14 protein-coding genes are annotated in these 13,568 nt (G+C 62.0%); 13 read left to right on the top strand and 1 reads right to left on the bottom strand.

The features are described 5' to 3' along the window. The first annotated feature begins 217 nt into the window (after positions 1-217). From PspS04_RS00510 to PspS04_RS00485, 6 genes are all read left to right on the top strand, one after another. Positions 218-433 carry a DUF1127 domain-containing protein gene (locus tag PspS04_RS00510; RefSeq protein ID WP_095110346.1) on the top strand — a complete coding sequence of 72 codons (216 nt, stop codon included), beginning with the start codon at positions 218-220 and terminating at the stop codon, positions 431-433. Between the two features lie 270 nt (positions 434-703). Beyond that, positions 704-913, top strand: coding sequence for a DUF1127 domain-containing protein (locus PspS04_RS00505; RefSeq protein WP_095165176.1), 210 nt, complete (start codon positions 704-706; stop codon positions 911-913). A gap of 174 nt (positions 914-1,087) precedes the next feature. Further along, positions 1,088-1,405, top strand: coding sequence for a DUF2388 domain-containing protein (locus PspS04_RS00500; RefSeq protein WP_095165175.1), 318 nt, complete (start codon positions 1,088-1,090; stop codon positions 1,403-1,405). 105 nt (positions 1,406-1,510) lie between these two features. Beyond that, entirely contained in the window at positions 1,511-1,819 is a 309-nt protein-coding gene (locus PspS04_RS00495) for a DUF2388 domain-containing protein (RefSeq protein ID WP_159993016.1), read from the top strand. A gap of 28 nt (positions 1,820-1,847) precedes the next feature. Further along, positions 1,848-2,168, top strand: coding sequence for a DUF2388 domain-containing protein (locus PspS04_RS00490; protein WP_095165173.1), 321 nt, complete (start codon positions 1,848-1,850; stop codon positions 2,166-2,168). Further along, positions 2,165-4,126 (top strand): DUF7844 domain-containing protein, encoded by a 1,962-nt coding sequence (locus PspS04_RS00485; protein WP_159993014.1) that lies wholly within the window; start codon positions 2,165-2,167, stop codon positions 4,124-4,126. The genes PspS04_RS00490 and PspS04_RS00485 overlap by 4 nt, the downstream gene beginning before the upstream one ends. 80 nt (positions 4,127-4,206) lie before the next feature. Here the strand turns inward: PspS04_RS00485 and PspS04_RS00480 are convergent, their stop codons facing one another. Next, positions 4,207-4,608 carry a GFA family protein gene (locus tag PspS04_RS00480; RefSeq protein ID WP_159993012.1) on the bottom strand — a complete coding sequence of 134 codons (402 nt, stop codon included), beginning with the start codon at positions 4,606-4,608 and terminating at the stop codon, positions 4,207-4,209. A 344-nt stretch (positions 4,609-4,952) separates the two neighbouring features. Between PspS04_RS00480 and PspS04_RS00475 the strand changes: the two genes are divergently transcribed. From PspS04_RS00475 to PspS04_RS00445, 7 genes are all read left to right on the top strand, one after another. Then, positions 4,953-6,260, top strand: a complete 1,308-nt coding sequence (locus tag PspS04_RS00475) for a CitMHS family transporter (protein ID WP_095165169.1) — start codon at positions 4,953-4,955, stop codon at positions 6,258-6,260. Between the two features lie 86 nt (positions 6,261-6,346). Further along, positions 6,347-7,114, top strand: coding sequence for a TerC family protein (locus PspS04_RS00470; RefSeq protein WP_095165168.1), 768 nt, complete (start codon positions 6,347-6,349; stop codon positions 7,112-7,114). Positions 7,115-7,331: 217 nt separating this feature from the next. Next, positions 7,332-8,990, top strand: a complete 1,659-nt coding sequence (locus PspS04_RS00465; RefSeq protein WP_159993010.1) for a Na/Pi cotransporter family protein — start codon at positions 7,332-7,334, stop codon at positions 8,988-8,990. Between the two features lie 80 nt (positions 8,991-9,070). Further along, complete coding sequence (locus PspS04_RS00460) at positions 9,071-10,447, top strand: M16 family metallopeptidase (protein WP_159993008.1); 1,377 nt, start codon at positions 9,071-9,073, stop codon at positions 10,445-10,447. Positions 10,448-10,524: 77 nt separating this feature from the next. Continuing rightward, positions 10,525-11,568, top strand: coding sequence for a DUF5924 family protein (locus tag PspS04_RS00455; RefSeq protein ID WP_159993007.1), 1,044 nt, complete (start codon positions 10,525-10,527; stop codon positions 11,566-11,568). Positions 11,569-11,622: 54 nt separating this feature from the next. Continuing rightward, positions 11,623-12,768: an ABC transporter permease gene (locus PspS04_RS00450; RefSeq protein WP_095165164.1), complete on the top strand. Its 1,146-nt coding sequence runs from the start codon at positions 11,623-11,625 to the stop codon at positions 12,766-12,768. Further along, complete coding sequence (locus tag PspS04_RS00445; protein WP_095165162.1) at positions 12,765-13,568, top strand: ABC transporter ATP-binding protein; 804 nt, start codon at positions 12,765-12,767, stop codon at positions 13,566-13,568. The genes PspS04_RS00450 and PspS04_RS00445 overlap by 4 nt, the downstream gene beginning before the upstream one ends.

Raw genomic sequence — 13,568 nt, 5'->3', positions numbered from 1 at the left:
TAAAAAGCCTACCTTTTCCGATTAAAACCTACAAAACGCACCATAAATGTGCAGATAGGTACAGTTGCCTCAATTTAGACCAGTACACCACCCTTTAACAGTTAACTGGTCTCTCACAATACAGGTGAACTGTATCTACAGAGACTGGCCAAACGAGAGGATCATGGGCACCAGTTAAACCACTACCTAATCCCGCCACAAGCGGAAGGATGTCACCATGGAACGTACACTCAGTTCCGAACTGTTCTTCGAAGACAACGCTGTAAAAACCCAGGCTTCCATGCCTCTTCGCGTTCTCGCCAACCTGATGCTGTGGCAGCGCCGCATCTCCAGCCGCCACCAACTGGCTCGCCTGGATTCGCGTCTGCTGGCTGACGCAGGGATTAGCGAAGCACAACGCTACGAAGAGCTGAGCAAGCCGTTCTGGCGCTAAGTTAGCGTCGCTGGCTCTGACCTTCAGGGGTCCACCGCCAGCACTCTGAATTGCACACACAAGACCCGTCGCGGGAAACCGCGACGGGTCTTGTCGTTTCAGGGCAAAAAAACGCTGGTACAGAAGGTACTGCGCAAGATAGGTACAGTTGCAATAAATATAAAATTGCACCAGTACAATTTAACCCCAGTGTCACTGACCCGCTGAACCGCAAGGGTTCAACATGATCTCCCAAGGTTGCACTTTCAGCCTTCGCGCGAGGAATTGAGCATGGACACTTCACTCGAGATATCCCTATCGCACCGCCCACGGCGCGGCCTCCTGGGGCTGTTGACAAGGCTGATCAGGGCCACAGGCCAATGCCGGGAACGGGCGCGTACCCGGCACTTGCTGGCCCAACTCAATGACCAGCAACTGTCCGATATCGGTATCAGCCACGCAGACCGCATGGCCGAACTGGAGCGCTCCTTCTGGCAATAGTGGACGGCAAAAGGAAGACAGGACTGTTCGAACCCCTGAACATGCGCCTAATATCCAGATACAACGTGGCGAACACTGCGCGGTACGCGTCTGATTGTTCAGGCACCGTGCGGCTCGCGGTGGTTGTCCGGCGTTTTCCAACGCCTCTTTTTTGTTCTTAACAGGAGTTACCCCATGTCCCGTCTTCGTCTGCTCAGCGCTGCAGCCCTGCTGGCCGTGGCTGCCAATTCGCACGCCACCAGCTTCATCGTCACCACGGACGCTGTAGTCGGCGCACTCAAAGCCACTTCCGACGCCACCTCCGACATCACTTCTTCGTTCAAAGACGACAAGATCGTGCGCGCAGCCCGTGATGACGCGGCCAGCTTCGTCGCCAGCGAAGGTGCCATCCGCGGCGTTCGCCTGGAAAGTGCCCTGGAGCACATCCGCAAGCAGGTTCCACAGTTGAGCGCAACTGACGCCCAACTGGCTCAGGCTATCCTGACCATCTGATTGCAGGCTCTAGACGGGGCGGCCTGAGCTGCCCCGCTTGCCAAGGCCTGGCTCTGGGCCGGGCATTGCGCTAGCCTTGGGGCTGGTTTCCAGCTGTCCGGTCCCATGGATTTTCTTTCAAAAGCACTGTTCGTCCCCGCCACATTCATCGCCTGCTGGATCACCTCGGCCCATGCCCTGGACCTGACCACGCAGAACCTGGTCGTCACCGCCTATGCCACAAGCATGGTGACCTGCGCCCCCTTCGACCATAAACTGCTGCGCGCCGCGCACGATGATGCGGCAGCCTTTGTTGCCAGCAATGGCCAACTGCGAGGAGCGCGCCTGGAGTCGGCCCTGGTTTACCTGCACCAGAACCGGGCAAAACTTCATGCAAGTGATCTTGAACTGGCACAGGCAATTCTCGTCCAATAGTTATCCCACGTTCTTCCGGAGTCGTTCCATGCGTAGCCCGCTGATTGCTGCCACCCTCGGCCTATTGTTGTTGGCCGACATGGCCCAGGCCCAAACCCTGGTAGCCACCAGTAACATCATTATCCGTGCCTCCCAGCGCACCCTCGATTTCACCTCGGACACGACGACGTCCATCCGCGACTCGAAAGTCGTACGCGATGCCCACGACGACGCGGCAAGTTTCGTTGCCAGCAATGGCGATATTCGTGGCGCGCACCTGGAAGCGGCCTTCGACACCTTGCGCACCCGCGTGCCGGAAGCCCGCGACGCCAGTGACCAGGTACTCGCCGAAGCCATCCTCGCACTGTGAGGTCGTTCGTCACCGGGCTGCTGACCGCTGCCGCGCTGCTGTTTGGCACAACGGCCCAGGCCGGCCTGCAACTGCACCTCAAGACCGAAGGCTTGAGCCCGGCAGAACAGCAGGCCAGCCAGGCCTTGCTGGACGAGGCGATGCAGGCGCTGCCGCCGCACTTCGTCGAGCAACTGGACCGACGGATCAATGTCGGCTGGACCGACAACATGCCGGCCAACGCCTACGGCCAGGCCTCCCTGGTGTCCGAACTCGACCTCAACCGCAAGCTGCTACCCGGCCTGACGGACGGGAGCGCTGCCACTAAAAAGACCCACCGTCCCCACGGCACCGTACGCCGCGAGATGCTGGCCACGGTGCTGCACGAACTGACCCACATCTACGACCGTGCGCGTTTATGGCCCGGCCCCGAACGCCTGCTGATCCAGCGCTGTACCCGGCAGCACAACAGTTCGGGCCTGATCGGCATGCCCGATCAATGCCGTGGCCAGAACGACCGGCGCTTCACCCTCAGCGATGACCCGCGCCTGCTGGACCTGGCCGGCTGGCAGCAATACGTGGGCCGGCGCGGCGAACGTGAACAGCACAACCGCCAGATCGCGCGCAGCCCGGACCTGTACGAAACCAGCAGCCCCAAGGAGTTCGTCGCGGTCAACATGGAGTACTTCCTCCTCGACCCGAGCTACGCCTGCCGCCGTCCGGCGCTGTACCGCTATTACCAGGAGCACTTTGGCTGGGCACCGGCGGCCAAGGACAACTGCGCCACGTCTTTCGCCTTTCTCAATGCCGGCAACGACTTTGGCAAACAGCCGCTGGGGCAGGTCGATCCGGAGCGGGTCTACGCCGTCGATTACCTGCTCGCCGAAGCGAACCAGAACCTCGTCAGCCGCTGGGGCCACAGCATGTTGCGCCTGGTGATCTGTGCACCCGGGCGCCCGCGTGGGCCGGATTGCCGGCTGGATCTGGAATACTCCCTGGTGCTGTCCTACCGCGCCTTCGTCGGTGACGTACAGCTGTCGAGTTGGGATGGCCTGGTCGGCAAGTACCCCTCGCGGCTATTTGTGCTGCCCCTGGCACAAGTCATCGACGAGTACACCAAGACCGAATTGCGCAGCCTGGCGTCCGTCCCGCTGACCCTGTCGCGCAGCGAGATCGACGAAGTGGTGGAGCACGCTGCCGAGATGCACTGGAGCTACGACGGTAATTACTTCTTCCTGTCCAACAACTGCGCCGTAGAGAGCCTGAAACTGTTGCGCAGTGGTAGCAACAATCCGCAACTGGTCGGCCTGGACAGCATCATGCCCAACGGCCTGCTGGAAGTGCTCAAGGCCCGCGGCCTGGCCGACACCAGCGTGCTCGACGATCAACGTGAGGCCTTGCGCCTGGGTTATCGCTTCGATTCATTCCGCGACCGCTATCAAGCCATGTTCGAGGTGCTGAAAAAGCACCTGCCGATCAAGCAGGACAAGGTCGAAGACTGGTTGACTTCCAGCGCTGCCGATCGTCGTCAATGGTTCGGCCAGGCCGACCTGCGCACCAGCGCCGCATTGCTGTTGCTGGAGCAGGCAAGCTTCCGCCAGCAACTGCTGCTGGCCCAGAACGAAGTCAAGCAACGCTACCTCGATGCGCGGGAGCTGGAGAATGGCGGCATGGACCGGGCCAACAAGACCCTGCAGCAGATCCTCGCCAACAGCGGCTTCCTCAGTCGCCCGGCGGAATTGCTCGACGAGGGTGGCTACGGGTTGCCGCAAGCCAACGAATGGCAACGCCTGGAAGCTGAAAGCAGCAGCCGCCAGAAGATACTGCAAGCCTTGACCGGCGACCTCGACAAAGAGGCCCGCGCCCTGCTGGAGCCGGCCCGGGCAGCGGAGATCGCCGCCAACGAAGCCAACGTCAAGCAATTGGGTGAACACCTGCGGGCACTGCACAAGGCGGCAGGCGGCCTGGAACTGCCCTGAGCCCCAGGTGCAAGGTAGCCTGCGCTGGGCATTACGAACGTCCTGCGGCCGTTGACGCAGCCTCGCGAGCTCGACAGCTGCTACAGGGTTTCCTCGGGTTCTTCGGGGAGGTGTTCGTCCAGGTGCAGCCAAGGCAATCGACTGTCGGTCCAGATGTGCCGCTCGGCAGGCGCCCGCTCCGGGTGATCCAGGGTGGCAATGGTCACATCGATGCTGTCCGGGCTCAGGTGCGTGATCAACGCCAGTTGGGCACCACAGTGGCCACAGAAGTAGCGCACACAGCTGGCCGAAGAGTCGTACTGCGCCGGGGTGCCCGCCAGCCACTGGAAGGCAGAACGGGGCAGGGTGATCCAGGTGGTCACCAGGCCGCCACTGACCCGCCGGCAAATCGAGCAGTGGCAATGGGCGATGTCCTGCAATGGCCCGCTGAATTGATAACGCAGCTGCCCGCAATGGCAGCCGCCGGTGTGAAGTTCGCTCATGCCGACCCTCCTGCTCCCCAACTGCACCCCATCAATCCGGGGCACTGCCCAGCACTTTAAGCCTCGCCAGGCGCGCTTGCACATCTCGTCCGGTGTTTGTCTGGCGAAAGGTAGCTGAAAGGTTTGCCGATTAGGATCGCCCCCACTGCCGGCAAAAGACCGGTTGGCCAACGCGAAATCCGCAACGTTCGCCCGGCCCAATTAACAACAACAATGGTGATTCTGATGTCCGCTCGCACCCGCCTGTTCGCCCCGACTCCCTTCGTACGCCTCGTGCTTCCCGTTCTGCGCTGACCCCCAACCGGTCCGCCATTCCCTAGTCGCGCTACGTCTGGAGTATTCCCATGCTGACTTTCCTTGGCTTTGCCATGGTCATCACGTTCATGTACCTGATCATGACCAAGCGCCTGTCGGCGCTGATCGCCCTGATCATCGTGCCGATCCTGTTCGCCCTGTTTGGCGGTTTTGCGCCGAAAATCGGCCCGATGATGCTCGAAGGCATCACCAAGCTGGCCCCGACCGGGGTGATGCTGATGTTCGCCATCCTCTATTTCGCCCTGATGATCGACTCCGGCCTGTTCGACCCGGCCGTGCGCAAGATCCTCAAGCTGGTCAAGGGTGACCCGCTGAAAGTATCCGTCGGCACCGCGGTGCTGGCCCTGGTGGTGTCCCTGGACGGTGACGGCGCCACCACCTACATGATCTGCGTGGCCGCCATGCTGCCGCTGTACAGCCGCATCGGCATGAGCCCGCGCATCATGGCCGGCCTGATCATCCTGGCCGGCGGGGTGATGAACATGACCCCTTGGGGCGGTCCGACCGCACGCGCCGCCAGTGCACTGCACGTCGACCCGTCGGATATTTTTGTGCCGATGATCCCGGCGATGCTCGCCGGTGTGGTGGCGATCCTGGCGATTGCCTACATGTACGGTAAACGTGAGCGCGCGCGCCTGGGTGAACTGCATTTGATCGGCGATGAAATCGACCACAGCGAAATCAGCGTGTCGCAGTTCCCGGATGCCCGTCGGCCGAAGCTGATCTGGTTCAACGGCGCCCTGACCCTGGGCCTGATGTGTGCCTTGATCGCCGGCCTGCTGCCACTGCCGGTGCTGTTCATGGTCGCGTTCAGCATCGCCATGATCGTCAACTACCCATGCCTGCAACAGCAGAAAGACCGCGTCGCGGCTCACGCCGGCAGTGTGCTGGCAGTCGTCGGGCTGATTTTCGCCGCGGGTATCTTCACCGGCATCCTGACCGGTACCGGCATGGTCGACGCGATGTCGAAAAGCCTGCTGGCAGTGATCCCGGACTTCCTCGGCCCTTACCTGGCCGTGATCACAGCCCTGGTGAGCATGCCGTTCACCTTTTTCATGTCCAACGATGCATTTTACTATGGCGTGTTACCGGTTCTTGCCGAGGCCGCCAGCCACTACGGCATCACCGCCGTGGAAATGGCCCGCGCCTCGATCGTTGGCCAACCCGTGCACCTGCTCAGTCCGCTGGTTCCATCGACCTACCTGCTGGTGGCGCTGGCCGGGATCGAGTTCGGCGATCACCAGCGCTTCACCCTCAAGTGGGCAGTTCTGGTTTGCCTGTGCATAATGTTCGCTGCGTTGCTGATGGGGATATTTCCGCTGTTCAGCACTCTATAAGAGCATCAACTCACCGCGCCGCCAGCTAGACTTCGAGTTTTGAAGCCGCTGGCGGCGTGGTTTAACACATCCTCAAAGGAATACACATGGAATGGCTGACCAACCCAGAGATCTGGGTTGCCTTCTTGACACTGACGGCCCTGGAAATCGTCCTGGGCATCGACAACATCATCATGATTTCGATCCTGGTCAGCCGCATGCCCAAGCATATGCAGGCACGCACCCGGATCTTCGGCCTGGCCCTGGCCATGGTCACCCGGATCCTGTTGCTGCTGTCGATCACCTGGGTAATGCGCCTGACCGCCGACCTGTTCGTGGTCTTCGGCCAGGGTATTTCCGGACGCGACCTGATCCTGTTCTTCGGTGGCCTGTTCCTGCTGTGGAAAAGCTCCCAGGAGATGTACCACGCACTGGAAGGTGAAGACGAAACATCCGAAGAGCCTACCGGCAAGGGCGGCAACTTCCTCTACACCATCATCCAGATCGCGATCATCGACATCGTGTTCTCCCTGGACTCGGTCATCACCGCCGTGGGCATGGTTTCTCATGTGCCGGTCATGGTCGCCGCGATCGTCGTTGCCGTCCTGGTGATGATGCTGGCTGCCGGCACCATCAGCACCTTCATCGACAAGCACCCGTCGCTGAAAATGCTCGCGCTGTCGTTCCTGCTGGTGGTCGGTACCGTGCTGATCGCCGAAGCCTTCGAAGTGCATGTGCCAAAAGGCTATGTCTACTTCGCCATGGCGTTCTCGCTGGCAGTGGAAGCGGTCAACATCAAGATGCGCACCGCAATCGCGAAAAAGCGCAAGCAACAGGACCCTGTCAAGCTGCGCAAGGACATCCCGGGCCAGTAACCTGAACCGGGTGTAGGAAGAAGGGGGCTCTCGCAAGCCCCCTTTTTTACGTCCGCATGAAGCTGTTTTCATGACAGTTTTGTTTCATTTGACGCTTTAGGCATGCGATGCTGGCGCCACGGCCGTTAGCGAACTACAGCTTAAGTACAGAATGTAGAAAATCGCGCGGTACCGCTGACTTGCCCCTTTGGGGCGCTATTCCACCAGGGGGCCTGTCATGCTGACCCTGCTCAATTTATTGTCTGCCGTGGCCTTGCTGATCTGGGGCACGCACATCGTCAGAACCGGCATCTTGCGGGTCTACGGTTCCAACTTGCGCCATGTCATTGGCCGCAACATGTCCAAGCGCTGGCTGGCCTTCATTGCCGGGATCCTGGTCACGGCCATGGTCCAGAGCAGTAACGCCACCGCGATGCTGGTGACCTCCTTTGTCGGCCAAGGCCTGATGGCACTGACCCCCGCGCTGGCGACCATGCTCGGCGCCGATGTCGGTACCGCACTGATGGCCCGTGTCCTGACTCTGGACCTGTCCTGGCTGTCGCCGCTGCTGATTTTCCTCGGGGTGATCCTGTTCCTCTCACGCAAGCAGACCCGCGTGGGCCAGATGGGTCGAGTCAGCATTGGCCTGGGACTGATCATCCTGGCACTGCAGTTGATCGTCGAAGCGGCCGCGCCCATCACCCACGCCCAGGGCGTCAAGGTGCTGTTTGCCTCCCTGACGGGCGACATCCTGCTCGATGCCTTGATCGGCGCACTGTTCGCGATGATTTCCTACTCCAGCCTGGCTGCCGTCCTGCTCACCGCAACCCTCGCCGGTGCCGGGGTCATCAGCTTGCCCGTGGCCATCGGCCTGGTGATTGGCGCCAACATCGGCAGCGGGGTGCTGGCCTTCCTCAGTACCAGCATGCAGAACGCCGCTGGCCGCCAAGTGGCGCTGGGCAGCCTGCTGTACAAGTTGATCGGGCTGCTGCTGATCATTCCGGTACTCGACCCCCTCGTGCACTGGATGGACAGCCTCGACTACAGCCCGCAGGGCCTGGTGATCGGCTTTCATCTGCTCTACAACACGGCGCGCTGCCTGGTGCTGCTGCCCAGCGTCGGCCCCATGGCGCGGCTGTGTGCCTGGCTGCTGCCAGAACGCCCGGAAACCAACGGCCAGGCCAAGGCCAGGCACCTGGACCTGACCGCCCTGGTCACCCCCAGCCTGGCCCTGGCCAATGCAGCGCGGGAAACCCTGCGCATGGGCGATCTGATCGAGAACATGCTCCAAGCCATGCTCGACGTGCTGCATGGCAAGCAGACCGCGGTGCCCCAGCAAATGCGCAGCCTGAGCGATGACGTCGAGGCCCTCTACAGCGCGATCAAGCTCTACCTGGCGCAGATGCCCCGCGAAGACCTGAGTGACCAGGACAGCCGGCGCTGGGCAGAGATCATCGAACTGGCGATCAACCTGAAACTGGCCTCGGACCTGATCGAGCGCATGTTGCGCAAAGTCCAGCAGCAAAAGACCTCGCAGCGCCGCTCCTTTTCCGATGTGGGCCTGGAAGAACTCGCCGGGCTGCACCAGCAGTTGATTGCCAACCTGCGCCTGGGGCTCTCGGTGTTCCTCAGCGCCGACAAGGAAAGCGCCCGGCAATTGCTGCGTGAGAAACGGCGCTTCCGTGCCCAGGAAAGGCGCCTGGCCCACGCCCACGTCAGCCGCCTGCAACGCAAGATCGTACAAAGCATCGAGACCAGTTCCCTGCACCTGGAACTGATCGCCGACATGAAACGCTTGAACTCGCTATTCTGCAGCAGCGCCTATGTGGTGCTGGAGACCTCCGAAACCGGCGCCCTGGCGGTCGACGACATGGCTGACATCACCCATTCTCCCTGAACGTCTAGCGTTGCCAGCAGTCATTTGCAAAGCTTGAGGGAAAACCCCGCTCCCCGCATTTACCCGCCAGGAAGGTTGTTATGCGTTGTCTGTTGTTTGCGTGCCTGCTGCTGGGCTCCTCCTGCACCTGGGCCCTGGACCGTCTGCAAGTCGAGGGCTACGTGCTGCAAAACGGTCTGCAGATCCTGCTCAAGCCGAGCGCTGAGCGTGGGCATGTGGCAATCCGCCTGGTCGTCGGCGTGGGCCTCGACGACTTTTCCTGCGCCGACAAGGAACTGCCACACCTGCTGGAGCATGTGCTGTTCAGTGGTATCGATGCCGGCGGCGAAGGAGGGCTGGAGGAGCGCATGCAAGGCCTCGGTGGGGAATGGAATGCCTTCACCAGCAATGCCGACACCACCTTTGTCATCGAGGCTCCGGCGAAGAACCAGCGCAAGGTCCTCGACTTGCTCCTGGCGCTGCTGACCGAAACCCACATCGACGACAACGCGATCAATGCCGCCAAACAGGTGGTCGAACGTGAAGACGGTGGCCACTACTCCCACCTGCAGCGCTGGCTCGATCGCCAGGACCTGGGCCATACCGCCAGCAACCAGTTGGCCGTGGAACTGGGGCTCAAGTGCCAGGAGCGCTCCGAAGTCCACTCGCTGACCCGTGAACAGCTGGAACAGGTACGCCAGGAGTGGTACGCCCCCAACAACATGACACTGATCGTCGTCGGCGACCTCGATCGCCTGTTGCCGGCCTACCTGGAGCGCACCTACGGTCATCTGAAGCCGGTCGAACCCACGGTGCACCCGGCCCTGGCGCAGTTACAAAGCCCGGCCCAGGCCGAGCGGAATCTGATCCACGGCTGGGTCGGCGATGCAGCCAAGCTGCACTGGCTATTCCCTGAGCCGATCCTCGACGACCAATACGACGAAACCTACGACCTGCTCAAGGATTACCTCGACTGGGCGCTTTACCGCCAGTTGCGCCTGGCCCACAGCCTGTCCTACGGCCCCGCAGCGGAGCGCGAAGTGTTTGGCGGAGTCGGCTTCATGAGCCTGAACGCGGACCTGGAGCGCGATGACCTGGCCCAGGCGCAGCAGGTACTGGCGCAGCTCAAGGCCGACCTGCTGCACAAGGGCCTCGACCCGGCCACTTTTGCGCGCCTCAAACAGGCCGCCATCGCCCGTCAGGCTTGGGCGGTGCAGGGTAATAGCGCACTGGCCGACTATTACTGGGGTGCCTTGGGCGACTTTGCAGACGGACGATTTGCCGACCCGGTCAAGCGCCTGCGTGCCGTGACGCTCAAACAGGCGAACCTGGCCCTGCGGCAACTGCTCGAACAGCCAGGATACGTGCGCATCGAAAAACCGCTGCTCAGCTATGATCAACTGACCTGGCTGCTGGGTGGGGTAGTCGGGTTATTGCTGCTCGGCGCACTGGGTTGGCGCTTTCATCGCCGAACATGAAGGTGCGTGGCGACCGGATGTCTCCCGGCGCTGGTATCCTAGGTGGGTTTTTCCTACGAACATTGTGAACCGCCAAAATGCCGAACCTGACCCTCTACGTCCAGCGCATCCTCGAGCTGATGAAGCGCTACCCCGGGGTCATCGCGCTCGGTGGTTTCATCTCGGGGGTCGGCAGCTTCATTCTGGTGGACCGCCAGCAAGGCCTGGCCACCTGGATCGCGATCATCATGCTGGTCAGCTGGGTCTGGCTGATGCTGGAAAACAGCCTGACGCAGTTGTTCACCAAGGTGTTCAAGCGCGAGATTCCCCAGCCGCTGCTGCGCTACGCGACCCAGATGATCCACCAGGAAAGCCTGTTTTTTGTCCTGCCGTTCTTTTTCATCACCACGACCTGGAACAGCGGGCAACTGGCGTTCACCGGGCTGCTGGGCGCCGCAGCGCTGATTTCCATCACTGACCCACTCTATTACAAATGGCTGGCCCCACGCCGCTGGCTGTTCCTGGCGATGCACACCCTGACGTTGTTTGCCGCCCTGCTGACCGCCTTGCCGATCATCCTGCACCTGACCACCTCGCAGAGTTTCAAGCTGGCGCTGGGCATTGCCATGCTGCTGTCCTTCCCAAGCCTGGCGTCGATCTTTCCGATTCGCACCGTGCGCGGTGGCCTCAGCGTGCTGTGCATCACCGTGGCGATCGGCGCCACCGGCTGGTTCCTGCGCTCCTGGGTACCGCCAGCCACCCTGTGGATGACCGAGGTGGCGATCAGCACTCAATTGCAGGACCGCACCCCGGGCGCCAGCCTGGAGCAGGTCAGCGTCGCCCAGTTGCGGGGCGACGGCCTGTACGCCTACACCGCCATCAACGCCCCGCGCGGCCTGGACGAGCGGATCTATCACGTGTGGAAATTCAACGGCAAGGAAGTCGACCGTATCGCCCTGGATATCCACGGTGGGCGCAAGGAAGGCTACCGGGCCTGGACCCACAAGCAGAACTTCCCTGGCAACCCGGCCGGCAAATGGCAGGTCCGGGTGCTGACCGAAGACGGCCAGGTGATTGGTGTGCTGCGCTTCGTGGTCACCGACACAGGTCAAGACAACCCGGCGCCGAACCAGGCAAAGTAACAAGGTTCGTGCTATTAGGTAGCACTGCGTCGCAGCCGAACAAGCAAGGAGCTTATGAGCGATACGACAACCGGCACTGCCCAGCTCGATACTTCCCACAGCCCTGCGCAGCTCAGGGTCACGGGCGACTGGACGCTTGCCCACTACGCCAACCTCAAGCAGTTGAGCGAAACCCTCAAGGGCCAGTATGACGACCGCGCCACCATTGACCTCAATGGCCTGGGCGCGCTCGACACCGCCGGTGCCTCCTTGCTGGTCGAATTGCTGGGGGCAGAGCGCCTCGGCAAAACCGCCGAGCATCCCGACTGCAGCCTGTGCGCCGCCGACCGCGCGCTGCTGCAAACGGTCTATGACTCGATGGCCGACTTCTGTGTCCCGGTAAAACAACCCGAGATCAACGTCGGCATTCAGTTGCTGACCCGTATTGGCCGGGCCGTGGACACCGTCTGGCAAGACTCGCTGAAACTGCTGGGGTTCGTCGGCCTGATCCTGGAAACCATCGCCCGCGGCCTGTTTCGTCCCTCCCGCTGGCGAATTACGCCCATGGTCGCGCACATTGAGCAGACCGGGCTTGATGCCGCTCCGATCGTCGCGCTGCTGACCTTCCTGGTGGGCGCGGTCGTGGCCTTCCTCGGCGCCACGGTGCTCGCCAGTTTTGGCGCCAGCATCTTTACCGTGGACCTGGTGGCGTTCTCGTTCCTGCGTGAATTCGGCGTGCTGCTGACCGCGATCCTCATGGCGGGCCGCACCGCCAGTGCCTTTACCGCACAAATCGGCTCGATGAAGGCCAACGAAGAAATCGACGCCATCCGCACCCTGGGCCTGGACCCGGTCGAACTGCTGGTGGTGCCGCGGGTCCTGGCGTTGCTGGTGGCCCTGCCGATGCTGACGTTCCTGGCGATGCTCTCGGGGATTGTCGGCGGCGGCGTGGTCTGTGCCCTCTCGCTGGATATCTCGCCGGCGATGTTCCTCTCGCTGCTGCAATCGGATATCGGCGTCCAACACTTCCTGGTAGGCATGGTCAAGGCGCCGATCTTCGCCTTCCTGATCGCCGCCGTCGGCTGCCTGGAAGGCTTCAAGGTCAGCGGCAGTGCCGAGTCCGTCGGCGCCCACACCACCTCCAGCGTGGTGCAATCGATTTTCGTGGTGATCGTCCTGGATGCGGTCGCCGCACTGTTCTTTATGGAGATGGGCTGGTGAGTCGCTTACCCCGTGCGCCGACCGAGGCGGTGATCGAAGTCCGTGGGCTGTGCAATCGATTCGGCAGCCAGAGCGTGCATGAAAACCTCGACCTGGATTTGTACAAGGGCGAGATTCTCGGCGTGGTGGGTGGCTCCGGCAGCGGCAAGTCGGTGTTGCTGCGCAGCATCATTGGCCTGCGCCAGCCTAGCGAAGGGGCTGTGACGGTGTTCGGCAAGAACCTGCCGAGCCTCTCGGAGCACGAACGTTCGATGGTGGAACGGCGCTTCGGCGTGCTGTTCCAGAAGGGCGCGCTGTTTTCGTCGCTGACCGTGACCGAAAACGTCGCGCTGCCACTGATCGAGCATGCCGGGCTGAGCCGCGCGGATGCCGAACACCTGGCCGCGGTGAAACTGGCGCTGGCCGGGCTGCCGCTGTCGGCCGCCGACAAATACCCGGCCTCGCTGTCCGGCGGCATGATCAAGCGCGCGGCCCTGGCCCGGGCGCTGGCGCTGGACCCGGACATCCTGTTTCTCGATGAACCGACCGCCGGCCTCGACCCCATTGGCGCGGCCGCCTTCGATCAATTGATCCTGACCCTGCGCGATGCGCTGGGGCTGAGCGTGTTCCTGGTCACCCATGACCTCGACACGCTCTACACCATCACCGACCGGGTGGCGGTGCTGGCGCAGAAGAAGGTGCTGGTGGCGGATGCCATCGATGTCGTCTCGGAAACCGACGACGCCTGGATTCACGAATACTTTCATGGCCCTCGCGGCCGCGCGGCGCTTGGCGCCGCTTCACAGCTCAACGAGGTATGA

It is taken from the genome of Pseudomonas sp. S04 (assembly GCF_009834545.1).
Taxonomy (GTDB): Bacteria; Pseudomonadota; Gammaproteobacteria; order Pseudomonadales; family Pseudomonadaceae; genus Aquipseudomonas.
The sequence above is the reverse complement of the archived record's forward strand: the minus strand, read 5'-3'. Positions and strand labels throughout refer to the sequence as shown.

Excerpts from the sequence above, each read along its gene's own strand:
- PspS04_RS00510 (WP_095110346.1), top strand. The coding sequence starts at position 218 with ATGGAACGTACACTCAGTTCCGAACTGTTCTTCGAAGACAACGCTGTA.
- PspS04_RS00505 (WP_095165176.1), top strand. The coding sequence starts at position 704 with ATGGACACTTCACTCGAGATATCCCTATCGCACCGCCCACGGCGCGGC.
- PspS04_RS00500 (WP_095165175.1), top strand. The coding sequence starts at position 1,088 with ATGTCCCGTCTTCGTCTGCTCAGCGCTGCAGCCCTGCTGGCCGTGGCT.
- PspS04_RS00495 (WP_159993016.1), top strand. The coding sequence starts at position 1,511 with ATGGATTTTCTTTCAAAAGCACTGTTCGTCCCCGCCACATTCATCGCC.
- PspS04_RS00490 (WP_095165173.1), top strand. The coding sequence starts at position 1,848 with ATGCGTAGCCCGCTGATTGCTGCCACCCTCGGCCTATTGTTGTTGGCC.
- PspS04_RS00480 (WP_159993012.1), bottom strand. The coding sequence starts at position 4,608 with ATGAGCGAACTTCACACCGGCGGCTGCCATTGCGGGCAGCTGCGTTAT.
- PspS04_RS00475 (WP_095165169.1), top strand. The coding sequence starts at position 4,953 with ATGCTGACTTTCCTTGGCTTTGCCATGGTCATCACGTTCATGTACCTG.
- PspS04_RS00470 (WP_095165168.1), top strand. The coding sequence starts at position 6,347 with ATGGAATGGCTGACCAACCCAGAGATCTGGGTTGCCTTCTTGACACTG.
- PspS04_RS00465 (WP_159993010.1), top strand. The coding sequence starts at position 7,332 with ATGCTGACCCTGCTCAATTTATTGTCTGCCGTGGCCTTGCTGATCTGG.
- PspS04_RS00460 (WP_159993008.1), top strand. The coding sequence starts at position 9,071 with ATGCGTTGTCTGTTGTTTGCGTGCCTGCTGCTGGGCTCCTCCTGCACC.
- PspS04_RS00455 (WP_159993007.1), top strand. The coding sequence starts at position 10,525 with ATGCCGAACCTGACCCTCTACGTCCAGCGCATCCTCGAGCTGATGAAG.
- PspS04_RS00450 (WP_095165164.1), top strand. The coding sequence starts at position 11,623 with ATGAGCGATACGACAACCGGCACTGCCCAGCTCGATACTTCCCACAGC.